This is a genomic window from Ilyomonas limi, assembly GCF_005233845.1.
Classification (GTDB): Bacteria; Bacteroidota; Bacteroidia; order Chitinophagales; family Chitinophagaceae; genus Ilyomonas; species Ilyomonas limi.
Genome location: NZ_SZQL01000002.1, coordinates 105,734 through 129,810 on the forward strand (window position 1 = coordinate 105,734; position 24,077 = coordinate 129,810).

Below are 24,077 nucleotides of genomic sequence, written 5' to 3' on the forward strand. Positions count from 1 at the left end.
TATTGAATAAGTTGATGGAATATTGAATGTTTTAATTACCGTTTGGTGGTATCATTTACCGAATGCGATCGTTATTTTCTTACATTTGACCTTTCTTCCTGTAAGCAATTACATAACCTTAAGCTTTAAACATTAAACTTTCTTGCAAACTAAGGCACACCCAAATAAATCCTACTTTTGCTAAAGCTATTAAAAATAAATAGCAATACTTACCTACAATTTTCTGTTTTCTGATAAAAACAAATCGTATATCTGTAATCTTAAATAAGCATTGGAATGGCCGTATTAAAATTTAGAATTTACTTAGAAGAGGATGATGCGGTGTACAGGGATGTAATGATAAAACATACGCAGTCATTTAAAGAGCTACACAATGGTATTTTAAAAGCCTTTGAGTTTGATAATAAACACGGAGCTACCTTTTTTCGCAGCAACGATAACTGGCAAAGAGGACGTGAGATAACGCTTGAAAAATACAACAAGCCTTATCAGGCAGAGCCATTGCTAATGGACAAAACAACGATTGGCAGCGAAATACGCGATACCAACCAAAAGTTTATTTACGTGTATGACTTTGCTAAAAACTGGACTTTTTTGATAGAGTTGATTCATGTAAGTAAAGAAGAAAACAGTAAAATTACGTATCCGGCTACGGTGCGCGTAGAAGGTATTGGTCCACAACAATATGGTACTAAAAGCCTGCTCGGCAACAAGTTCATGGATATAGAAGAAAAGTACGACCTGCAAAACGGCACCGAAGGTTTTGGGCTGGAAGGAGAAGATGTTGCAACCAACGATTCAGAGGATTAAGAAAGATACTCCTTTAGAGGATTAATGCCGTTTATTGTTCCGGTTGTCTGCACCACTTTAAACCGCACAAACAGTTCTTCGCTGTACCATTTTTCTTTTCTTGTTTTAGCAATAACCGTTGCATGTTGCATGGTGCCGTAGGCATATTGCTTCATCAGCTGTTTGTTTTGCCAGATGCTAAATGTTGCCTGCTTTATCCACGGCACTTCTCCTATACCAACAGACATAATAAATCCTTCTGCCTCTTGCAAATGAGCCCCCGCAGTTGATACGTTTTGCCAAAATGCTTTGAGCCTGGATGGTCGTATAGTTGCTCTTGTAAGCACGGCTGTTATTCCGTCTTCACTGGTTTGCTTTGGCAAATTACCAAATGGCATTTTACCATCCCATAAGCCATGTCCCTCGGTTGGTTGCAGCACCACAGTAAACAGTTCGCAGTGAAAGCGTTTCCACCAGGCCGCAATAAATCTTCCGTATAAGGATTGGTAATTAGTAAATAGTTCATTAGTAGTTATTAAAACTGCCCATTGTTGCACATCGGGGCGAATATCGAAAGTGCCGTTTTTACCACAGCCCATTAATTTATAAAAAGGAATAGTTTTATTCTTTAATAAAAATATTCTGAAAAAAGCCATAGATAAAAAGCCGAAAAAAGCTGTTGACTTTTTATAACGGGCTATGGTAATAATGCAGTACATGTATATTGATACGAAGAAAATAATTTGTAACAGGAAAGTTATAAGAAATACATAAGCAAACACAATAATAAAGCAATAATGAATACTATCACTATCTTATACCGTTGCCAAAAAGCTTCTTCTTTTTTATGCTGATAAAAAGTTTGTATCTCTTTTATCACCACTTCATTTTTTGCTGCTAATTTTTGTAATGGTGTACGAAAAGATTGTATGTTTTTGGAAGGAAGTGGTTGCAGGCAAATGAGTATCTGCTGAATAAATTGATGAATAAGCGATGTATTATTTTCCAGTAATAAGACATTCAGATGATAGTCGGATAATAATATTTGTACTTTATGAAATACCATATCCTGATTGATGTTAAACGCATTTGAGCTTTCAACAAACTGCTTGAGCTTAATTGCATTTTGCAGAATGGTTTGGGGAGTAACGGGCGCTTGTCGCTTATAATAAGGTGTATTTACCGCAATAGAAGCATTGTAAAATTTTCTTTTTTCTGGATTGGATAAAACGCTGTATGCTTCGTTAATTTCTTTTAGAACTGCCTCGGTAAGTCCATCGCCCTTATTTCTGTCGGGATGGTATTTAAAAGCCAGTTTGCGGTAAGCCGCCTTTATTTCCTGTGCGGTAGCCTGTGGATGTACATGTAAAAGCTGATAATAATTTTTTTGCGCCATGCTTTGTTTTCATAAGAATGCAACGGCAATTGTAATGCACTTTTTTCACCATAGAGCACAGAGATAAAAGAGTCCCCCGCAGAGTAATATAGTAGAATAACTATTTGTTTTATACTCCGGTATTTCTTTAAAAGAAAAAAAATGGTTCTCTCTGCAAAAGCGCTGTTTACTTCTTTTTCTGTGGTGAAAGAAAAAACTAAGACGCCAGCGCCGCTTTTTCTTCCAGCCATTTATTGCGCCCGTAGCCTTCTATTACATGTCTTTCACTGTGGTACGAAGACCTTACCAATGGCCCGCTTTCTACATAATCAAAGCCAAGGCTATAGCCAATTTCGCGCAGCTCTGCAAACTCATCGGGATGCACAAAACGCTGAACGGGCAAATGCTTTTTAGTAGGCTGCAGGTATTGTCCAAGTGTTATCACATCTACGTTTGCGGCAGCCAAATCTTCCAGTGTTTGCACTACTTCTTCCTTTGTTTCGCCCAAGCCCAGCATAATACCGGTTTTGGTGCGCATGCCGCCTTCTTTCAGCAACCGCAATACTTCTATACTGCGGCGGTATTTTGCCTGTATGCGTACCTGCCTGGTAAGCCTTTCTACTGTTTCTACATTATGACTTACTACTTCCGGTGCAGCATCAATTACACGTTGTATATTTTCTGTCTGACCTTTAAAATCGGGTATTAATGTTTCTAACGTCGTACCCGGATTAAGCGTTTTTACTGCTTTGATGGTATTGTTCCAGATAATAGAACCACCATCTTTCAGTTCGTCCCTGTCCACGCTGGTAATAACCGCATGTTTTACTTTCATCAGATAAATAGCTTCTGCCACACGCTGCGGCTCATCCCAGTCTACTGCATCAGGACGCCCGGTAGCAACCGCACAAAAGCCGCAACTGCGCGTGCACACATTACCCAAAATCATAAAGGTAGCTGTACCTGCCCCCCAGCATTCGCCCATATTGGGACAATTGCCACTTTCGCAAATAGTATGTAATTTATGCGTATCCACCAGGCTGCGCACATGCTTATAGTTCTCACCGATTGGTAACTTTACGCGAAGCCAGCTGGGTTTTTTTATAACCGTTTCTGTTGTATTATTTTGTGCTTGTATAATAGGTAATTCCTGCATTGTAAATGCTGTTTAAAATATTTGCTCAGATACGATAAGATTGCCGAATGAAGACGTCTCATTCAATTGTCTTTATCAAAAAGCTCCGCAAAGGTAGCTTACTTTCGCTTGCCGAGCACAATGGCTACATACGCGTTAAAAAAGAATTTCTTTCCCGGTATGTTGTACATCATATCCATGTTTTTGGTGTAATAAGATGCATTAACACCGGTTTCTATTGCCGATAATAAATCGTTGAAGTGTCCATAATCAAAGCGTAATGCAGCACGCGCATGAATGCCTGGTACAAACTTTACTTCGTTAAAGCCTTTGGTGAAGCTAACGCCGCTGATAGGATTGAGAAAAGTATAAGCTGTTTCGGGTGAATACTTCACTCTTTGCAGTTGGTCGGCAGTATCCCGCCCATCCACATAATAAGGCTTCAAAAAACCGGCACTGATGCCGCCGCCATAAATAGCCGAAACTGCCACCCCGTTCTTTACATCTTTGCCACCTATCAGGCGCTGCTGCCCAAAGCCCAGCTTGAGGTAATACAAGTTATTGATTTTGCCAAAGATATATGGGTTGCCTATCTGAAAGCCGGCGCCATCACCGGTTACACTTCTGCTTTCTTTGGGGTCTTTGCGCTCGCCCAGTTCTATCCACCAAAGGTTGGTAATAGCAATAGTTTTGTATTTGCCATGCTCATAAAAAATGCCGTAGCCATCGGTATTGAGTTTGCCGCCAAAAGCATTTTGCTTATTAAATACCAATGCGCCTTCCTCTTCCTCTTTCATCATCTCGTTGATGCGCGCATTTCTTTCCCGTCTTTTTTGTTCTCTTGTTTTATCCTGAGCAAATGAAAAAACAGTTAATGCAATAAAAAACAATAGGAGCGATAACTTCTTCACGTTGATAGATTTGATACTTTTGTTACTTATAAAGATATTGTAAAAATAGAGTAATGACTTCACAAATAATATACAAAGGAAACTTAAGGACCGAAGCTACACACCTGCAAAGTCAAACAGTAATTGAAACCGATGCGCCAGTAGATAATCATGGTAATGGAGAACGTTTTTCACCTACCGATATTGTGGCAACAGCCCTGGGAAGTTGTATGTTGACCATCATGGGCATTAAAGCGCGCGATATGCAGGTAAATCTCGAGGATACCACCATTGGCATTACCAAAATAATGGCAGACAATCCAAGGCGCATCAGCGGCATAGAAGTGCGCTTCACTTTTCCGGACAGCGTGCAGGCCGATGAAAAACAACGCGCCATTTTGGAGCGTGCGGCACTTACATGCCCGGTTGCCAAAAGTATCCACCCCGATATACAGATGAATGTGCAGTTTGGCTGGCCGGCTTTGGTCATGCAGGCATAATACTGTTTTTAATTACATAGCATTTATGCTTTCCACTTACAGTCCATAGCTCCATGCTCGCGGCTTGTAGCTTATAGGTAATTTATTTGGAAATACTAAACACACTTCAGCATTTCACTATTTCATACAGCATCGCATGTTTATGCGGTTTTAAAGGGGTTTACTGCTTTTTAAATTTGCACTGTTTCTAAGCAAGAAGAAAAAGAAGTAAACCCCGATATTATGAAAAAGCTGAAATGGATGATGTTGTGTATGCTGGCGCTGCCGCTCGTTACTAATATCAGAGCAAGCAATTGCGCTGCCATGCAAAAGCCTGCTGTGGTTGTAAAAACACAACAGGCCAATACACCTGCCACTTTAATTGAGCAGATCCTATTTCCACGCGGAATGTAGAATGGGTTAAGCGCTGTTATTCATTTTTAGAGGATGGATAAGTAGCAAATGTTGGCTCCCATTTTTCAATGATAGCTCCAATTTCCTGTAGTGTAAACGGTTTCTTCAGGAAGTCGTCCACTGTGCCGGGGTGCGATAGATAATAATCATTTATCAGCAAGTTGGAAGTCATTAAAATTACTACTGGCTTTGGCTTACGGTTTATATCTTTAATATTTTTTGCAGCTTCCACGCCATCTGTTCCTGGCATCTGATAATCCATAAATATTATATCATAAGGTTGAGAACGGCAGGCTTCCAATGCCTTCATGCCGTTATCTGTCACATCTGCGTTTATACCCAATACGGAAAGCATTTTGGTAAGTAAAATTTGATTAATAACATTGTCGTCGGCTACAAGTACGCGGATGCAGTTTGGGTTTTGCATTATGGGGTTAATTTTGATATTTTATATGCTGATGTTTAACAAAACAGTGTTTTACTTTCTCTATATGATATTTTGCAAGAAAAGATGTATTAATTCCTTTTAAGAAAATAAATATATAGATAAAATTGATTAATACCAATGTAAAGAAAGAAAATAATTTAATGATCTGGTTTAATGCCTCGAAACCGGGAGTATATAACAGCCCTGTAAGCGCTTATTTTAGCGGCGCTGGCTTTAGCTTTAGAGTTATAAATTAATCTTTATATGTTTTTTTAAATAATGAAAGCTATGACACTCAGCGCTGTTTTACTGCAAATAAATTTGGTATAAATACTGGTAGCTCAAAACTATATCAGTTGCCTGTTAACATCCCAGCTTTCCAACTCGTTGGCTACGGCCGTTAAAAAAGATGCACCAGTACTGCCATCAATAATGCGGTGATCGTAGCTGAGTGAGAGATACATCATGTGGCGTATGCCAATGGTATCACCAGCGGGATTTTCTATGACTACCGGTCTCTTTTTGATAGCGCCGGCTGCTAAAATAGCTACCTGCGGTTGGTTGATAATGGGTGTGCCCATGAGGCTGCCAAAAGTACCCACGTTGGTAAAAGTAAAGGTGCCGCCCTGCGTATCATCAGGTTTTAATTTGCCATTACGGGCATTGTAGGCAAGCTGGCTCACCATTTTGCTTAATCCCACCAAATTGAGATAATCGGCATTTTTTATTATAGGAACAATCAGGTTGCCCGTTGGCATAGCTGCAGCCATACCAATATTAATATCTTTTTTTATAATAATCCGGTCGCCATCTACCGAACTGTTGATAATCGGAAAACGTTTGATAATGCGCGCAATGCAATCAATGATCAGCGGTGTAAAAGTGATTTTAGCATTCTCCCTTTTTTCAAAATCCGTCTTTACTTTTTCGCGCCACAGCACCATGTTGGTTACATCGGCTTCTGAAAAAGAAGTTACATGCGGGCTGGTATGCTTGCTGTCAACCATGTGCTTGGCTATCAGCCTGCGCATGCGGTCCATCTCTATTATTTCCACATTGCCGCCATAATTTTGTTCGTCCTGCTGCGGCGCCTGCGCTGGTGCTTCTTCTTTTACTTTCGGCTGTTCTGTAGGTGTAGCAGGCACTGATTGCTGCGGTGATTGTTGCACCTGTTGTTGCGGTGCTTTACCTGCTTTCTTTCGCTCTACATAAGCCAGCATATCTTTTTTAGTAACGCGGCTTTCGTTGCCGGTGCCGGGAATATTTTCTAATTCCTGCATTGAAATGCCTTCACTATTAGCGATATTTAAAACCAATGGTGAATAAAAACGGTTAGCGGCTGCAGCGGGTTTATTAATAACAGGCGTTGGCTGCGGCACATATGGCACGGCTGCAGCCAATGCTTCTTCGTCTTGCTGGTGTTGTTGTGACTGCTGTATGTAAGGGGTGGGGCTTGCTGCCTGATTATCATCTGCCTGTTGCGTATTATTAGTATCAATGCGGGCAATCACCGCACCAATGGGCACCACATCGTTTTCTTTGTACAACAACTCGGTAATAGTACCGGCAGCGGTAGAAGGTACTTCGCTATCCACTTTATCTGTAGCAATATCCAGCACGGTTTCATCATTTTCTATCGTATCCCCGGCTTTCTTATGCCACTTTAAAATAGTGGCTTCCATGATGCTCTCACCCAGCTTAGGCATTACTAAATCTACTACAGCCATAAAGTAGTTTTTATAAACGAAATAAATAATAATTGTTGAAAGAAAATAACCTGTAACCACACAAAGTGCAGCAAGCTGTTTACTGCTTCAAAAGTAAAGTTTATGAATGAGAATACCGGCTATTGGTTATTGAGAATAAATAACCGCATTTTATTCATAGCAGTAATAGCAGTCATTTCTATATTCCTTCTTCTGTCGTACCGGAAATGAAACTCCTGCGCCTCTACTTTTTCTTTATTGCCAACGCCTATCCATACTGTGCCAACGGGCTTGTCTTCGCCGCCATTATCTGGCCCCATGAGACCAGTAACGGCAATGGCATAATCGCTGTTGACCAGCTCAATTACGCCTTTTACCAACTGCTCTGCTACTTCTTTGCAAACCGTACCTTTTTCTTCCAAAACCTGCTTATCTACTTTCAGCACCGTTTCTTTTACTTTTTTATCGTAGCACACCACGCTGCCGGTAAAAAAAGAAGACGAGTTGGGATTGGCAGTGAGCAAGTGCGATATGTAACCACCGGTGCAGCTTTCGGCAGTAGCTACGGTTTTTTTCTGGTCGTTTAATAAAGTGCCAAGTACTGTTTCCATGCTCACATCCTGTGCTGCAACCAGTACATCCTGTATTAATGGTTTTAGTTGTGCCTGCAGGTTATCCAACTGTTTTTCAATGGCAGTTGCATCTTCTCCTTTTGCGGTAAGGCGCAGGCGCACCAAACCATAATGCGGCAAATAGGCAAGCCTGACATGCGCCGGTAAGTTGTTTTCAAAATTTTTTATTCTTTCTGCTAAAAACGACTCGCCAATGCCCGCCACCAAAGAAGTTCGATGCGCAATATGTTGCAGTGTAAAATGTTCCTTTAGTTTTGGCAATACATAGTTCGTCATCATGCCTTGCATTTCGTACGGCACGCCCGGCATACTTACTACTACTTTGCCCTCTTTTTCAAACCACATACCTGGTGCGGTACCATTGGCATTTTGAATAACAGTACAGGTGTCCGGCACTTCGGCTTGCTTCAGGTTTGCTTCCAGCATCGGGCGCTTAAGTATGTTTTTAAAAATATTGTTTACGTTGGCAAGTGCTTTTTCATCGGTTATCATTGTACCTCCAAAATACTTTGCCAGCAAGGGTTTGGTAATGTCATCGGCAGTGGGACCCAAGCCGCCGGTGATTAATACAATATCTGCATGGGTAAGTGTTTCGTCAAGTGCCTGCCATATTTCGTCCCACACGTCGCCTACTGCAGTCCGGCGAGCCACCCAAATGCCAGATTTGTTTAATTCCTGGGCAATCCAGGCACTATTGGTATCTATTACTTGTCCTATTAATAGTTCATCTCCAATGGTAAGAATGGCAGCGGTGGTTTCTTTCATAAGGTATTATTTACGACGGCAAAAATAAGTGGCAAAAGGAGAAGTGGTGATAGTGAATTATGAGTTGTGAATGGCTGGGGGTGAGTGATAGAACAATGTGAGAAATGAAATGTGGAAAATGGGAACAGCCTTCATTCGTTATTGACTATTCACCATTCACAAGCTCACCACTCACACCAGTCATTCTTGCAGTAACTTATCCAGCGAATCCTCTATGTGATGCAGCTTTTTTATAGTATCTTCCGTAGCTGCCACTGTATTGTTGCCAGGTTTTGTTTGCTCGGTGGCAAACCAAAGCAATACCATCGAAATATAATCCTGCGCATCTTTGCCGGCATATAATAATTTAAACTCTGCAATTTTATCGTTGATCAGTTTTACACTGCTGCGTACTACTTCTTCATCATCCGGACTAAGCCGCACACGATACGTGCGGTCGGCGATGGTTACATTTACCGGTATCAGGTCGTTCATATTATTCATTTAACAGTGCAATACATTTATCTATTTCCTTAAGGTAAGCATCTATACGCCTTACAAACAGCTTCTTTTGCTCCGGCTGCCAGCTTTGTATGCCCGACTTTAGGATAATTGTTTGCTGCCGAAGCTGTTGCAACTCTTCTTCTTTTTGCGCAATGATATTATTTAGTTTTTGCGCTTCGGCCTGCAGGCGCAGGTTTTCTTTTTTAAGGGCGCTGTATCGCCTGGTTACTTCCTTTAGTTTTTGCTCAATATTCTTAATGGGTTCTTCCAGTTCACTCATAACACGCTTGTTGTATGGAGCAATGAAAGTACGGAGTTTTTTGTTTTCGTGAATCCAGGCAGCACTTAACCACACGGAGGAGCATAGAGAAAGTGCGCTATTGCAAACAGAGTGAAGCAATTTGTGGATAGCTATGAATTATTACAGACAACTTGATTTAAACTTTATAATAAAACGCTCCATTAACGGACAAATTAATAGTGGTGGCATATTTTGATTTTACAAATAACCACAGAATGCTTCGCTATGCTCGCATTGACGAAAACCTGTTGGCTATGGCGAGTTATTTATTACCAATTCAATATTGAAAAAATATCTCCGTAGCGCCGTAGCCAAAGCGCGGATCGTATTGGTTTACGAAATATTTTACTTCTTTTTTAGTCTTTAAGTTATCATGTATTTCTTCTTTCAGCCTGCCACTACCCACACCATGAATTACTATCAAACTAGGCTGATGATGTGCTATTGCCAACTCGTACCATTTCTCAAACTCATTCAACTGCATTCCCAATATTTCAAGGTTGCTCATGTTCTTCCAGTTATCACTTAACTTTTCCATGTGCAGGTCTATCACGCTGCGTGCCGGCGGCAGGTTTTGCCGCACCTTAGATACATCATATACCTTAATGCCTTTAGCTGCCAATGAACTTAATTCTATCTTATTCTCTTCTGCTTTATTGGGATAGATAGTAAACAGCGGATAGGAAATAGTAGGCTCATTTTTTTCTTTTATTTCCTCAATCTTTTGAAACATTTGCTTTGCCTTTACTTTTACATGCGTTTCAAAATAATCGGCTTTATTTTTATCCGGATGCAGCAGCGAAAACTCGAAAATAAACGATGGGTTATCGTTGAGGCTTTCAAAAGAAATATCGTGCAGGTAAAAATCTTTTTGCGCCAGCACTTCGTTTTTCAATTCAAAATCGGTGCGGCCAAAAAACTGTTGCTTGTATATAAAATGATAACCGCTGTTGGTGCGGTTTATCAGATACAATTTGAACAATTCTACCACTTCATCTCCAAACTCATCCATTGCAAACTTAGGCACAAACGACAGCCACACGCCTTCGGCTGCCTTGATGTTGGTTTGTGGTTGTTTTTCTTTTGGCAACTGGTCTATGTACTGCTTCTGTGGTTTCTTTTTTTCCTGCACTACGGGCTTTTTGGTAAAGCGATGGAAATAAGGAAAGTCAATCTGGTCGGTATAAGCCGGAAACTTAACGCCACGCACCTCTATCATCACCATTTTATCGTTCATGATTTCAATTACTTTGCCTTCCTCATTGCTGTGCAGCACAATAATTTCGTCTCCCACCTGGTATTTCATGCTGCAAAGTTAAGGAGGATGATTGCTAATCTTATGGGTTGATGAATTAGTTTGATTTGAAACCAAATAAGCTTGTGCCTTTGCTGGTGAAAAGCACCAGCGATGTTGTAAAAAATGCTACAACAGCATTACCTGTTCGAGTAACATCATTGCGAACGAAATGAAGTAATCTGTGAGTAGCTTAAGATCACTGCTGATGGCATATGTTGATTGTACTACCATCTACAGATTGCTTCACTTCGTTTGCTATGACGCCTTTAATTTGTATTCCCAATACCTGTGTTAAAAAACACCAGAGGCGATTTGCGTTAATTAGTCTGATTTTCTAAACATAATATTGTTATTACATATGGACTTCTTTCCATTAGTCAATGTTTCATCATAAAGGGTTTAAAATATCCGTCAGTTTTTAGGGTGGTTTATAACTTTATTTTACAATTATATATCAAAGGATAAAAAATACATTTACACACTATATTATTATACCAACACTTGCACAGTAGCAATAAGGCTGTTCTTAATAAGCTGGTATAATAAAACCTAAGGCTGCATTATTCAATCTAAACCAATAAACCATGACTAGGAAAACAATTACCATTTTGCTAACACTGCTTGCTTGTATTACCATAGTTAAGGGACAAATAACCAACAACTCAGTATTGCTGGGCGGACAGATTTCTTATCAAAATTCCAATTACGATTATGCCGGAACTCAAGCTACTCAAAAGTATAAAGCCGGTGTATTTAATGTTTCAATTGGAAAAGCAGTAAAAGACAATTCTGTGTTTGGTTTTAATGTGTCGTATGCACCTTCCACTTCAGAAAATACATATAACGGCTCATCTTTCTTTGATGTAGATACTAAACAATATAGTGTAGGTATATTCAACAGGCAATATAAAAAATTGGCAAAAGACTTTTATTTCTTTGCAGAAAGCGGAGTAGCTTATAATAACACGAAACAAGTATATGACGATACTAATAATGTTAATATAGGAACAGTAAAACAGTGGGGTGGACAATTAAACTTAGCGCCTGGTATTTCCTACAGAATATTAAACAAATTGCACATAGAAATAACTATTCCGAATATTGTTTTAATCCAGTATTTGAAAACCTCAGACAGACCTGCATTTGTACCTGTTACAGATAAAAGCTTTACTTTCAGTACAAGTTTAAATTCATCAGCGTTATCATCATTAGGCGTGGGTTTCCACTTTATACTGTAGCGCTATTATTCTCTCATTGTTAGCGAAACGCATTCTGAAGAAAAAGATTGAAACATGATCTCATATATACTTCTGTCTATCTACTATTAACACACAAGTAAAGGAACAATTTACTTTTTTATTGCAGAAACTTAATGTGTGGACAATTAACGGAAGCGGTGCGCCGCAAACCATACAGTGTAGTACTGTTGGATGAGATAGAAAAAGCACATCCGCATGTGTTCAACGTATTGCTGCAGGTGCTGGATGATGGTCGCCTTACCGACAATAAAGGTCGCGTGGTAAACTTTAAAAACACCATTATCGTTATGACCAGCAACGTGGGCAGCCAGGTAATTCAGGATGCCTTTGAAGATATAGATGAAAAGAATATGGAGGAAGTAGTAGAGCGTACCAAAGATGCTGTGATTGATATGCTGCGACAAACTATACGTCCTGAGTTCTTCAACCGTATTGATGAAGTGATTATGTTCCGCCCATTGTCGCGCAAGGAAATAAAACAAACATTACCACCAATTACCTTACTTTCGCGGTAATCGTGGGGTGCCTTGTCCCGATTTAATCGGAACTGAAACACAGGCTGAGATTATACCCGTTGAAAGATTTGCGTACACATTATCACGCAGCTTTCATACACCTGAACCGGGTAATGCCGGCGTAGGAAAAGAGCATATCATGGTATCTTCTTTATTTGTGCAATCATCCCGCGGTACTAAGAATTTTTTTCATTCTTAATTCTGCAGTATGAATATCTCAGAATGGTTTCGTTTGTTTATTGTACAGCTTAAAGAAACTTCTATTATAGAATGGCTCGGGGTAGCTTTCGGCGTGGCAGAAGTGCTGTTTGCAAAAGCCAATAAAATCTGGCTATATCCGTGTGGCATTATCTCCGTTGTATTATCATCTTATATATTTATTGTTTCGGGATTATATGCCGAAAGTGCATTAAATGGCTACTATTTAGTCATGAGTATTTATGGCTGGTGGTTTTGGATAAAAAAGAAAAATGAGCCGCCACTGCCAGTGAGTTGGTCTTCCAAAAGAGACTGGATGGTTACTTTAAGCATTGTCTTTATCGGCTTTGCATTACTTTATTTTTTATTATCCCGTTTCACCAATTCAACTGTGCCTTTTTGGGATGCGTGGGTAAGCGCTACTGCATGGGCAGGCATGTGGTTGCTGGCAAAAAGAAAAATTGAAAACTGGATACTGCTCAACATCAGCAATGCTTTTGCTATTCCATTGCTTTTTCACAAGCATCTGCCATTGTATGCGCTGCTTACATTATTCTTATTTATCATAGCGGTACAAGGGTTTCTTAAATGGAAAAAGGTTATTGCTGTTTCACACAAAAACCGTTCAAAAGCTGCGGTTGCTTTTCAATAAAACAAGCTCAGCAGGCTGCTTTTCATTAATTGCTTAGCTATTTCACAGAACAAATTTTACTAAACTTTTTCTTAATGATTATTAATCAGGATACAATAAATGAGCTTCGTAGGGAAGCTGCCATTGCAGAATGTATGGGCACGTTAATTACGGAACAGCTGGATGTTATTTATAAAGAAAAATGGTTCAAACTATTTGTTCCGGAAGCGTATGGGGGGTTAGCATTATCGCTGCCTGAAGGTTTAAAAATTGAAGAGACATTAGCTACTATTGACGGTAGTCTTGGATGGATAGTTACTTTATGCAGCGGTGCTACCATGTTTGTTGGGTATCTGCAACCCAATGTTGCGCGTGAAATTTTTGCAGATGAAAAAGTGTGCTTTGGTGGCAGTGGGCGTGCTTCCGGAATTGCCAAACTAAATGATTATGGTTATGAAGTAACCGGCCGCTGGCACTACGCTACCGGTGCACCACACAATACCATCTTTACAGCTAATTGTGTTATAGAAAAAGATGGAATCACTTTACAAAATGAGGATGGTAACCCGCTTATTCAATCCTTCTTTTTTACAAGGAAAGAAGTTACCATTCACGAAGACTGGAATACTATGGGATTAATAGCGACTGCCGGCCATTCTTTTGAAGTAAAAAATGTACAGGTAGCGCCAATCAGAAGTTTCACTATAGACAGTGAGCACGCAACCTTACCCAATCCTGTTTACCATTACCCTTTTTTGCAATTTGCCGAGACCACAATCGCCGTAAACACACTGGGCATGGCGCAACATTTTTTAGATGAATGTGAAATTATATTTAAACAAAAAGAAAATAAGGCTTCCGCATTACTAATTAAAAAATTGCAAGAAGCAATTACAGACTTGAACAGTTTTCGCCAGCAGTTTTATACTGCGGTAGAAATATCCTGGAATATTTTTGCAGCCACTCAAAAAGAAGACCTGAAAACCTTGCAAAACGTAAGCATTGCAAGCCGCCAAATGGTAAACAAAGCAAGAGTATTAGTGCAGGAACTATACCCTTTTTGCGGAATGATAGCTGCTGATCAATCATCTACCATCAACCGCATCTGGCGCGATATTTTTACGGCAAGCCAACACAGCTTATTAAATTTCCCTGGTTGAAAAATAATCATATCCGCTAAGGCGTAAAAATGCAAAAACCTAAAAAAGTATTAGTATTCAAGCTTTTGATATTTTTTGCGTCTCTGTGCCTTATCAGTTCAAACGCTCATCCCTCACAAAAGGGTTATGTTTTTTCTCATATCCAATGGTTGTTGGCTCGCCGTGGCCGGGATAAACAATAGTTTCATCCGGCAGCGTATATAATTGTGTGCGAATACTTTGTGCCAAATGATCTGCATTGGCGCCGGGCAAATCGGTTCGTCCAACACTTTCTCTGAAAAGCACATCGCCACCAATCACAAAATGTTGCGCTTCGCAATACAAACTAATGCTGCCGGGTGAGTGACCTGGCGTAAACAACACTTTTAATTCATTATCCCCAAACTGTATAATATCTCCGGCATTTAAATAATGCAATTTGCCGTTGTAATTGGTAAAGTTCAGCCCAAATTGAGTTACATAAGCAGGAGCAAGCTGAAGCAACATTTCTTCGTTTGGATGAATCATTAATTCCAAACCATATTTCTTATTTATGAAATCATTCCCAAAAACATGATCGAAATGGCAATGCGTATTGATGAGTTGTACCGGTGTGTAATGGTTTCCCTCTAAATATTTTTCTAAAGTTGCTTCCTCTGCTGTAAAGTAACAACCGGGATCAATAATAAGCGCTTGCCCTTTTTCGTTGGTGAGTACGTATGTATTTTCTTGTATAGGATTAAAAGTAAAAGTGGCTACTTGAATCATAAACTTATTTTTACAACCTTAATTGAATTGTGCTAATTTTAAACACTATAATGACCGGATATGCAAGTTAATCGCTTATTGATTGGCGTTTTTATTTTTCTAACTGCTTGCCTGCCTTTTCTGGCTTCATCGCAGGTGAATACCGTGGACTACGGAAAAAACCGTATCCAGTATAAAAAATTCAAATGGAAATTTTATCAAACACAAAACTTCAATACTTATTTCAACCAAGATGGTTTGGAGTTGGGCAAGTTTGTAGCACAGGTAGCCGAAGACGAACTAAGAAGTATTGAAGAAGCTACGGAGTACTCGCTGCAACGCCGTGCCAACCTGATTGTTTATAATTCGTATGATGACTATAAAACCAGCAACATTGGACTGGGCATAGACTGGCAAAATGCCGGCGGGCTGACCAAGCTGGTAAATAACAAAGTAGTACTATACTACGATGGCAACCACGACCACCTGAAAGAGCAGGTGCGCGAAGGCATTGCCCGCATACTCACCGATAATATTCTGTTTGGGGATGATATTGGCGAAGTGGCAAGCAATGCGGCCTTGCTCGACCTGCCCAAATGGCTTACCGATGGTTATGTGGCATACACAGCCGAAAACTGGAGCACTGCATTGGACGATCAACTGAAAAGTGCGATGCTGAGTGGCACTTACCGCAATTTTTACCAGTTTGCCTTCGAACAGCCGCTGCTGGCGGGTCATGCATTTTGGTATTATATAGGTGAAAAGTATAAAAAGGAGAACGTTACTTACTTTTTATACTTGGCTCGTTTATACAAAAATCTGAATACTGCTTCGCAGCGCATTGCCAAAAAGAAATTTAAAGATGTACTGGCCGATTTTATGGAATATGAATCCAATAAATATTACCAGGATATCCGCAAACGCCGTAATGCGCCTAAAGGCAAGCTGAGCGTAGTGGAAGAGGTATCAAAAGATCATGATTATTACCGTTTTGTGGGCAATCCTAATGCTAAAAACAACTCGTATGCGGTGGTGGAATTTACCAAGGGTGTGTACCAGGTAAAATATGTAGATAACCTGTACGAAAATCACATACTGCTGAAATATGGTGTAAAAACACAGCAAGGCGACATAAACCCCAACTATCCAATTCTGGCGTGGGATGGCAAAGGCACGCGCCTACTGGTAATGTATTGGAAAGACGGCAAAATAAACATGTTTGTGTACGATGCGATTGCCGGCATCAAACGCTTTAAACAAACTATCGAAGGCTTCAGCCAGATACTGGATGCAGGCTTTATGTTTGATGCCAACACGCTGCTGCTAAGTGCAGTAAAAAACGGGCATAGTGATTTATTTACTTTTAAAATAGATAATGGCAGAACAAAGCAACTGACCAATGACGTATATGATGACATTAACCCATCTATTGTTGCTTTCCCCAACCGCTCGGGCATTATATTCGCATCAAACCGTCCTGGTCCAAATGCCCCCGGCAGCGATACAGCTTTACCCAGCAGATACCCTTTCAATATTTTCTTAATTGATCTAAATAACACCAACGATATAAAGCAAATAAGTCAGTTGACCGATGTAAAGCATGGCAACGCTATGTATCCATCGCAATACAACACCAACCACTTTACTTTTGTGAGCGATGAAAACGGTATTGGCAATCGCTGGGCAGGCTTCTTTTCTACCCAAAGAACCGGGTTAGATACGCTGCTGTACATTGGCGATGAAGTGCTCCGCAACCCCGAACCGCAGGAATTGGACTCTACCTTACAGGCCTGGCAAAAAGATCAGCCGGATAGTGTAAGTTATTTCCAAACGTATAAAGATTCGACTTACACTTTCCCCATTACCAACTATCAAAGCAGTTTACTCGAAACCCGTACTGCCGGCAACAACGGACAGGTGAGCGAAGTACGCCGGGAAGGTGACTATAAATTTTTATACAAACTGAGAGTGGATTCTGTTGCACTCCGCCGCCGCAATGTAAATGCACGCCCTACCGATTACATGAAGAAAATATTGCAGCAGGAAAGGCTTGGGCAACCTGCCACGGTTACCGTTCAGGATACCACAGCACAGCAGCCGGCAGATAAAAACAGCGGGTTTCAAACTGAGTTTGAAAACGAACCGGCAAATAACAAAGATTCAACATTACAATCGCTGCAAGAGCCCACAGCACCGGCATCCAAGCCAGGTGTACTGGCAACAGCGGGACTGTTTAATTATGGCTTGAAGTTTAGTGCCGATTATGTATTGGCAGGTTTTACAAACAATGTGCTTATCAACCGTTACCAGCCTTATACCGGTGGCAACCTGCCGGTACGTTTAAATAATGGCAACGATGTAAGCTGGACTTTCCGCGTGGGCGTAAGTGATATAATGGAAGACATTAAACTGATAGGTGGCTTCCGTTTTGGTACCAGCATTGCCGATAAAGATGTATTTCTGTCTTTGCAAAACCTGCGCAAGCGCATAGACTGGGGCATTACGTATTACCGCAGTAATATTCATGATTATGAGGGTTTTTACGGGTCTTATTTCAATTCAGCTCCAGGCAGCAAGGCTACTTATGGAAATAATGTAATTACTAATCTTTATCAGGCTAATGCTTCCTTTCCGTTTGATGAAGTAAGAAGCATCCGGCTAATAGCCGGCTTGCGCACCGACAAAGGAGTAATACGTCCATACGACTTATATAACCAAACTCCGGATGCGAATGCCTTCGGGTTAAAAGATTCTGTTGCTAAAACACTGATTACACGCCTCGAATATGTGTACGACAATACCATTAATCCCGCCCAGAATATCTGGAACGGCTTGCGCTGGAAAATTTATGCTGACTTCCAGGTGCCAATGGGGCAGTCTTCGTTAAAAGGAAAACATATTTTGAATGTAGGAGTAGATGCCCGTAATTATGTACGTATTTATCGCAACTTTATATGGGCTACCCGTGCTGCTGCCGATTTTTCGTTGGGGGAAGCCAAAATGATTTACTACCTCGGTGGCATGGACGGATGGGTGATCCCCAAATATTATGGCGATAATCCACCAAAGAGCAATTATCACTATGCATATCAAACGCTGGCGGTAAATATGCGTGGCTTTAAGCAAAATATTGCCAATGGCAACAACAATATTGTGCTTAACAGCGAACTGCGGTTGCCGGTATTTACCACCTTATTCAACAAACCTATTAATAATGCCTTTATCCGTAATTTTCAACTGATTCAGTTCATTGATTTAGGCACAGCCTGGGAAGGTAGTTTTACCAATATCAAACGTCCTACAAGGGTGTATTCGCCCGACCCGAACACCGATCTGAATGCCAATAATAACCCTATACAAGTAAGACTGAAAGCCGGCGGTTTAGGACCTTTGGCAGGGGGCTACGGCTTTGGTGCACGCAGCACCTTGCTCGGCTACTTCTTAAAATTTGATGTAGGCTATCCGATGCGCGGCTTGTTTAGAGAGCCGGTGTATTATTTCTCATTAGGACTTGACTTTTAAGAACTATATTTTTGAGCGGGGAGGTTGCTGCAACAGCAACCTCCTTTTTTATTCTGGCAAGTTAGTTATATATTGCAGCTCTTTCTTGATTTGTATATCTATTGTAATAGTGAGCCATATGGATATATTTTATTGAAATTCATAGTAGAAAAAAGGAATGATTTTGTTGTTTTGCTAAAGCCGGAAAATAAATGCTAAAAACACACTTATTGCTCACCTGCCGGTGCCGGATTGTGTTAACAGGGCGACAAAATCACTGCATTTACAGCTTAAAAAAAGATATAAATTAAACATTGGTTACTGAAGCCTATCGAATAGATGGGTTTTTTAATTTTTCAGTATTAAAAATTCCCCTGCATGCATTTAGATGATCAGGAACTCTTGCAACAATTCAGGCAAGCGGCAACAAAGGAAAAGGCGTTTACAGCTATTATAAAAAAGTACCAGGAAAAACTATACTGGCACATACGGCGCATGGTAGTGGACCATGACGATGCGAATGATGTGCTGCAAAATATGTTCATCAAAGTATGGAATGCACTGGACAACTTTAGAGAAGACAGCCAGTTATATACCTGGCTGTACCGCATAGCTACCAACGAATCGCTTACTTTTTTGCAGCAGCAAAAGCGCAGGTCGGCAGTAAGCCTGAGTGATGTGGAAAGCGGTTTATCCAACAAAGTGAAAGCTGACACCGGCTTTGATGCAAATAAATTAGAATGGAAGCTGCAACTGGCTATTCAGCAACTGCCTGAAAAGCAACGCGCGGTATTTAACCTTCGCTATTATGATGAGATGCCTTACGAAGAAATGAGCCGGGTGCTGGAAACCAGCGAAGGCGCATTAAAAGCAAGCTACCATCATGCAGTAAAAAAAATAGAGGAGTTTATCAAAAATCGTTAAACTATAAAACAGACTATAAGTCGTAATTTGTTGATAGTAAATTTTTAATTACATTATGAGGAACGAAATAAGAGATGAGTTGAAGGAAATAGCGGCTTCGCTTGCCAATATTGGCAACGAAAACTGCTATCGTGTTCCGGATAATTATTTTGAAGATGTTGCCGGTGAAGTAATGAGCAAAATACAGTTGCCCTTTACACAATTGCCGCTTACCCCACCTGCTCCCGACTATTTTGACGGACTTGCGGGCACTATACTAAACAAAATAAAAAGCAATGGTACTATTGTTGAGGCAAATAACGAAGTAACCAGCGAATTAACCGAGCTCTCGCCTTTAGTGGCAGGGATAAAAAAAGAAAACGTTTATACCGTACCGGCAGATTATTTTGCTAACTTTAAAGTAAACGTACCGGCAACAGCAGAAAAAACAAAAGTAGTGGCTATGCGGCCAACGACCCATTGGGCGCGGTACGCAGCAGCAGCAGTGATTGTGGGCGTAATAGCAATAAGTGGAATGTTCTTGCTTAAAAATGATACTGCAATAAATGATACTGCTGTTACTATAACAAAATACATTCCGTCCTTATCTTCGGTAAGCGATAATGCAATTGCCAGCTATCTTAAGGAATCGCCGGCAAATATGGATATAGTACTGCCAGTTTATGACGATAGTAAAATAAACGCCGGCAGCCTTACAGAACAATTGTTACAGGATGTAAGCGACTCCGATATTCAGGAATATTTACAGGAAAATCAGCAACCGGGTGAAAAAGACATTAAAGGCATTTAAATCTCGATTAAATATGAGGAAAATTTTATTAATATTATTTTTGTGTATTAGCACTGCTTACTTTTGTAATGCGCAGAAGGGAAAGGACGATATAAATACTGTAAAGATTGCGTATATAACTAATCAGCTCAATTTAACCCCCGCAGAAGCTCAAAAGTTTTGGCCTATTTACAACCGTTATTTTAGCGAGGTAAAGAAAGCGCAACAGCAAAGCCCCAACGATATTGTAGCATTTCAGGAAAAATTGGTGAATATTCGTAAAAAGTACAAGCCGGAATTTAAAGATGTGTTAGGCTCAGACGAGCGGGTAAATAAAGCTTATACAGCAGAGGCAAAATTTATTGCACTGCTTAAGAACGAACTAAAGAACCGGCGTAAAGATGATCAATAGGAGTAATTTTTCTAAAACTATTACTGGTGGTCTCCAAAAAATAGAAGATTATTATTTATAATATAAACTTGGTGTTTTTCATAGGTTAGCAACGGCCAGCTCTTTTTAGGGCGGGCCTCATTTGTAAGGTGTCTCACAATTTTTATTTCCGTTATCTTTATTATGTACATAAATGGTATAATACCATTTTCAATTAAGTAGCGTGAATGTATGCTTAATTCAAAGTTCCAAGCTTATAGTTTACAGCTTGCAGCTTTTATAGTTTGTCTGAATCCAGCATTATTACCTTTAATAGCGCAGTTTAATGCCCTGTACTTTCCGGCAGCCTTATATTTTCTTGTTTTTCCACCTGCCGCTACGCATATATAAAAATGAAGGGGTAAAAATAGAAATCCAGTATAGCCACTCGCTCATCCAGCCCACCACAATAGATAAATGCAGTACCTCAAATACAAGCCATACATAAATGCAGTACAATGTGATAGCCAGCATTTCGGTATATAAATTTATCCGGCTATTGCCAGTACCTACCACAGCATTCAGCCAAACGGCAGCTACAGGCTGCATGACCAGTGCTGCTGAAACTACGTGCATAACTGGTATAGCGCCTTCAATAAAGCTTTCACTTTGCCCGTAAATAGAAAAAAATAAGTGTGGTATCATATTCAAAATGGTACAAACTGTTAAAGCTACCAGTACGCCAAGCTTTACAATTCTTCTTATCAAAGGCAGTACTTCCTCTTGCCGCCCTTGCCCTATCACATTGCTCACCATGGCGTTGCCCGCTGCGGCAAACGACCATCCGAAACACCCAAAAAGCCCAAATACATTGCGCATACTGTTGGATATAGCCAGATCGGTAACGGTATGGTTGCGCTCAATAAGAATATAAAAAAACTCCCAGCTTGTAAGGCTGATAGCAAATTGCAGAGCGAGTGGCGCCGATTGCGTAAGGACGAGTTTTATTTCCTGCTTGTTGATATGCAGTCCTGTAAATAGGTGCAACTGTCGGCTGATGCCGCGGTTTTTCATTAGTGCATATATTACTGCCAAACCTGTAAACTCTGCAATGATAGAAGCAAGCGCTGCACCATTAAAGCCCATCTTAGGAAGCAGGAAAGCGCCGGTTATCAGGCTGTAATCGAAAAAAACATTCGCAACTGTTTCGGCTAAGGTGCCAATTACCAAAAAACGGCTGTTATTGGTGCCTACCAGCAGTGCATTGCGCATTTGATATAAATACAAAAAAGGCAAGCCCCACATACGGATATACAGAAAGCTCAGTGCTTTTTGAGCATGGTCGGGATTGTGTAGTACATAACGTAATACAACCGGTGCAACAGTATAAGTAATAATAATATTAACGGCACTTATTACAAGAGAAATCAGTACCCCATTTTGAAACAAACTGCCAATAGCTGCAATCCGGTTTTCGCCGGCACGCCTTGCGATAAGCGCCTGCAAACCATTGTTTAACCCGAGGCCAATGCAGGAGAATATTAAATAATACACGCCGGTAATAGCCGCAATGCCCAGGTATTCGGTTGGTAAAAAATGCCCGATGAAAATATTGTTGGTAATAAAGTTGAGCTGCGGCACCAGCATAGAAGCAGCTATAGGCATAGCTAATTTAAGGATATGCCGGTAACTGGTAGAAACCTGTAATTGTAACGAGGCTGCCATGCTGCTCATGCGCACAAAACTAATGGTAGCAGTTAATAGTACACCAACCGGCATGTACCGGTTGATTATTTTTTGGATGAATGGTGTATTTCAGCAGCAAGATTGCAGGCTGATGCAAAAGATAATTAAATTACAACACGAACTAACGTAACGATTTGGTGAAGCCCAGCTTTATACCATAATCCAGCAAATGTTCGCGAATAGGATAGCCGCCGCCATAAGTAGGCAAGTGCTGATAGCGAAACTGCGGGCCGATTTGCCAGCGAAATGCACCCAGTTTATAACTAATGTAGGCTTCTACACTGGAGTTGATATTCCAGTTGCGCATCAGCAGTGAGCCATCGGCATAGTTTTTATAATCGGTGGTAATAACAAAGGGCTCTTTATCAAAAGTATATGTAGGCTGTACCGTAGCAGCTACATTGATGGTAACTGTACCGTTTGTGCCGGCAAACACTTTGTAATCCATTCCTATTGGTGCAGCTATCTCATAATACCGGTTGCGCAATACAATAGGATCTGCATTGTTTTGTGTATAATGTGCCGATGTAGCAAGCGCATCTGTAGTTGCACTGCTGCCTTCCTGAATATCGTTGGGTGCAGGCGGCCAGGCAGCCGGATACGCTGCTATATTATATTGCCTTACATTAAACTGCAAACCCGATTTTACCGTAAAACGGTTATTCAACTGGTAGCCCAATGCAAAACCCACTTCAGCACCAATAGAAGGTGTATGCTTTACTATATTATTGATGTCAATTTTGTAATTGGCAGATAAAGGTATAGCGGTATAAGCTCTTGCTGCCTTACCTTTTGCATCGGTAAGCTGGCGGTAGCTAACAGAAGGAGTAATGTAAAACTGGAAATTGAATTTAGAGAGCTTTTTAAGAATAATATCATTGGCATTCAGCAGCGGGTAGCTTCTCCATATTTCTTCATTATCAATATTTGCCAACGAATATTGCATCAGGCTACCAGATTTTAACCCTGGAAAATTCATCAAGCCTAAGGTGCTGAAATACATAGAGGCCGGCTTACCTGCATTAGGAACAGTTGCAACTTCCTCGTTGCTGTTTCTGGCTGCTGCAATTTCCAGAGCCGTTAATGCCGGTGCTTTTACAACGGCAGTCGCTATACTGGCAGGGTTTATAGCCGCTTTAGCCTGAATTAAAGCGACATCACCTTTACCTGCGTAATTTTCTATACCGTGTTTGCTGATAATGCTAAGCTGTTCTTTATTCACTTTATCATTTACAGCCTCAATGGTATTTTGTGTTATTTTATCGGTATAAGCGTGTTGTACAGGCGAATTTTCGGCAGCATTGGTACGGTTGGCGAGTGCAGTTTCGGTATTAGCAATAGTTGAGGCAGTAGTATAAACAGCTACATTTTTTTTCATGCGTTCTTCCGGCTTCATCAGCAGTGTACTTGCCACAAGCGAGGCGATAATGAAAATAGAAATGTAAGTGAGTGCCGGCCACCGGGTTTCGCCATGTAGCGTAAGCTGTATGTTTCGCCACAGTTTATCCGATGGATACATCCGATGGTCATCTGCCTGCTTCCGCAGAAAATCTTCCAGTTCATCATTGTACAATGGGGTCCTCAT

General features: G+C 40.6%; 23 protein-coding genes and 1 pseudogene. 11 read left to right on the forward strand and 13 right to left on the reverse strand.

Going from position 1 to position 24,077, the window contains the following annotated elements:
* Nucleotides 1–276: 276 nt before the first annotated feature.
* The gene (locus FC093_RS03790) at nucleotides 277–810 is read left to right on the forward strand and encodes an IS1096 element passenger TnpR family protein (protein ID WP_137260427.1); all 534 of its coding nucleotides are present in this window, start codon (nucleotides 277–279) and stop codon (nucleotides 808–810) included.
* Here the strand turns inward: FC093_RS03790 and FC093_RS03795 are convergent.
* The 4 genes from FC093_RS03795 to FC093_RS03810 all read right to left on the reverse strand — a co-directional run bounded on the left by FC093_RS03795 (nucleotide 807) and on the right by FC093_RS03810 (nucleotide 4,210).
* On the reverse strand, nucleotides 807–1,508 hold the full coding sequence (locus tag FC093_RS03795; RefSeq protein ID WP_137260428.1) for a spheroidene monooxygenase: 702 nt from the start codon (nucleotides 1,506–1,508) through the stop codon (nucleotides 807–809). The genes FC093_RS03790 and FC093_RS03795 overlap by 4 nt on opposite strands.
* 38 nt (nucleotides 1,509–1,546) lie before the next feature.
* Nucleotides 1,547–2,185 (reverse strand): J domain-containing protein, encoded by a 639-nt coding sequence (locus tag FC093_RS03800; protein ID WP_137260429.1) that lies wholly within the window; start codon nucleotides 2,183–2,185, stop codon nucleotides 1,547–1,549.
* 196 nt (nucleotides 2,186–2,381) lie between these two features.
* The gene (gene lipA, locus FC093_RS03805; protein ID WP_137260430.1) at nucleotides 2,382–3,320 is read right to left on the reverse strand and encodes a lipoyl synthase; all 939 of its coding nucleotides are present in this window, start codon (nucleotides 3,318–3,320) and stop codon (nucleotides 2,382–2,384) included.
* A gap of 98 nt (nucleotides 3,321–3,418) precedes the next feature.
* Nucleotides 3,419–4,210, reverse strand: coding sequence for a hypothetical protein (locus FC093_RS03810; protein ID WP_137260431.1), 792 nt, complete (start codon nucleotides 4,208–4,210; stop codon nucleotides 3,419–3,421).
* Between the two features lie 53 nt (nucleotides 4,211–4,263).
* On the opposite strand from FC093_RS03810, the gene FC093_RS03815 reads away from it, so the two are divergent.
* Nucleotides 4,264–4,689, forward strand: coding sequence for an OsmC family protein (locus FC093_RS03815; RefSeq protein WP_137260432.1), 426 nt, complete (start codon nucleotides 4,264–4,266; stop codon nucleotides 4,687–4,689).
* 222 nt (nucleotides 4,690–4,911) lie between these two features.
* Entirely contained in the window at nucleotides 4,912–5,082 is a 171-nt protein-coding gene (locus FC093_RS23665; protein ID WP_170970985.1) for a hypothetical protein, read from the forward strand.
* Between the two features lie 16 nt (nucleotides 5,083–5,098).
* On the opposite strand, the gene FC093_RS03820 is transcribed toward FC093_RS23665, so the two are convergent.
* The 6 genes from FC093_RS03820 to FC093_RS03845 all read right to left on the reverse strand — a co-directional run bounded on the left by FC093_RS03820 (nucleotide 5,099) and on the right by FC093_RS03845 (nucleotide 10,702).
* Nucleotides 5,099–5,509, reverse strand: a complete 411-nt coding sequence (locus FC093_RS03820) for a response regulator (protein ID WP_137260433.1) — start codon at nucleotides 5,507–5,509, stop codon at nucleotides 5,099–5,101.
* Between the two features lie 347 nt (nucleotides 5,510–5,856).
* Nucleotides 5,857–7,236, reverse strand: a complete 1,380-nt coding sequence (locus FC093_RS03825; protein ID WP_137260434.1) for a dihydrolipoamide acetyltransferase family protein — start codon at nucleotides 7,234–7,236, stop codon at nucleotides 5,857–5,859.
* Between the two features lie 119 nt (nucleotides 7,237–7,355).
* Nucleotides 7,356–8,612, reverse strand: a complete 1,257-nt coding sequence (locus FC093_RS03830) for a competence/damage-inducible protein A (protein ID WP_137260435.1) — start codon at nucleotides 8,610–8,612, stop codon at nucleotides 7,356–7,358.
* A gap of 180 nt (nucleotides 8,613–8,792) precedes the next feature.
* Nucleotides 8,793–9,086, reverse strand: coding sequence for a cell division protein ZapA (locus FC093_RS03835; protein ID WP_137260436.1), 294 nt, complete (start codon nucleotides 9,084–9,086; stop codon nucleotides 8,793–8,795).
* Nucleotide 9,087: 1 nt separating this feature from the next.
* Nucleotides 9,088–9,375: a hypothetical protein gene (locus FC093_RS03840; RefSeq protein WP_137260437.1), complete on the reverse strand. Its 288-nt coding sequence runs from the start codon at nucleotides 9,373–9,375 to the stop codon at nucleotides 9,088–9,090.
* Nucleotides 9,376–9,673: 298 nt separating this feature from the next.
* Nucleotides 9,674–10,702, reverse strand: a complete 1,029-nt coding sequence (locus tag FC093_RS03845) for a Smr/MutS family protein (RefSeq protein WP_137260438.1) — start codon at nucleotides 10,700–10,702, stop codon at nucleotides 9,674–9,676.
* 575 nt (nucleotides 10,703–11,277) lie between these two features.
* On the opposite strand from FC093_RS03845, the gene FC093_RS03850 reads away from it, so the two are divergent.
* The 4 genes and pseudogenes from FC093_RS03850 (at nucleotide 11,278) to FC093_RS03865 (ending at nucleotide 14,456) form a co-directional block, all read left to right on the forward strand.
* On the forward strand, nucleotides 11,278–11,931 hold the full coding sequence (locus FC093_RS03850; RefSeq protein WP_137260439.1) for a hypothetical protein: 654 nt from the start codon (nucleotides 11,278–11,280) through the stop codon (nucleotides 11,929–11,931).
* Between the two features lie 140 nt (nucleotides 11,932–12,071).
* A pseudogene (locus FC093_RS03855) lies at nucleotides 12,072–12,431 on the forward strand (AAA family ATPase); the annotation flags it as partial.
* 244 nt (nucleotides 12,432–12,675) lie between these two features.
* Nucleotides 12,676–13,317, forward strand: coding sequence for a nicotinamide riboside transporter PnuC (pnuC, locus tag FC093_RS03860; protein ID WP_137260440.1), 642 nt, complete (start codon nucleotides 12,676–12,678; stop codon nucleotides 13,315–13,317).
* A 74-nt stretch (nucleotides 13,318–13,391) separates the two neighbouring features.
* Nucleotides 13,392–14,456 carry an acyl-CoA dehydrogenase family protein gene (locus FC093_RS03865; protein WP_240743172.1) on the forward strand — a complete coding sequence of 355 codons (1,065 nt, stop codon included), beginning with the start codon at nucleotides 13,392–13,394 and terminating at the stop codon, nucleotides 14,454–14,456.
* A gap of 93 nt (nucleotides 14,457–14,549) precedes the next feature.
* Here FC093_RS03865 and FC093_RS03870 read toward each other — a convergent pair whose 3' ends face one another.
* Nucleotides 14,550–15,203: an MBL fold metallo-hydrolase gene (locus tag FC093_RS03870; RefSeq protein WP_137260441.1), complete on the reverse strand. Its 654-nt coding sequence runs from the start codon at nucleotides 15,201–15,203 to the stop codon at nucleotides 14,550–14,552.
* Between the two features lie 60 nt (nucleotides 15,204–15,263).
* Here FC093_RS03870 and FC093_RS03875 point away from each other — a divergent pair, with 60 nt between their 5' ends.
* The 4 genes from FC093_RS03875 to FC093_RS03890 all read left to right on the forward strand — a co-directional run bounded on the left by FC093_RS03875 (nucleotide 15,264) and on the right by FC093_RS03890 (nucleotide 20,788).
* The gene (locus tag FC093_RS03875; RefSeq protein ID WP_137260442.1) at nucleotides 15,264–18,704 is read left to right on the forward strand and encodes a TolB-like translocation protein; all 3,441 of its coding nucleotides are present in this window, start codon (nucleotides 15,264–15,266) and stop codon (nucleotides 18,702–18,704) included.
* Between the two features lie 357 nt (nucleotides 18,705–19,061).
* On the forward strand, nucleotides 19,062–19,607 hold the full coding sequence (locus tag FC093_RS03880) for an RNA polymerase sigma factor (RefSeq protein WP_137260443.1): 546 nt from the start codon (nucleotides 19,062–19,064) through the stop codon (nucleotides 19,605–19,607).
* A 55-nt stretch (nucleotides 19,608–19,662) separates the two neighbouring features.
* Nucleotides 19,663–20,397, forward strand: a complete 735-nt coding sequence (locus FC093_RS03885; protein ID WP_137260444.1) for a hypothetical protein — start codon at nucleotides 19,663–19,665, stop codon at nucleotides 20,395–20,397.
* Nucleotides 20,398–20,410: 13 nt separating this feature from the next.
* Nucleotides 20,411–20,788 (forward strand): hypothetical protein, encoded by a 378-nt coding sequence (locus FC093_RS03890; RefSeq protein ID WP_137260445.1) that lies wholly within the window; start codon nucleotides 20,411–20,413, stop codon nucleotides 20,786–20,788.
* A 327-nt stretch (nucleotides 20,789–21,115) separates the two neighbouring features.
* Here FC093_RS03890 and FC093_RS03895 read toward each other — a convergent pair whose 3' ends face one another.
* The gene (locus FC093_RS03895; RefSeq protein ID WP_137260446.1) at nucleotides 21,116–22,525 is read right to left on the reverse strand and encodes an MATE family efflux transporter; all 1,410 of its coding nucleotides are present in this window, start codon (nucleotides 22,523–22,525) and stop codon (nucleotides 21,116–21,118) included.
* 88 nt (nucleotides 22,526–22,613) lie between these two features.
* The gene (locus FC093_RS03900; RefSeq protein WP_137260447.1) at nucleotides 22,614–24,077 is read right to left on the reverse strand and encodes a porin family protein; all 1,464 of its coding nucleotides are present in this window, start codon (nucleotides 24,075–24,077) and stop codon (nucleotides 22,614–22,616) included.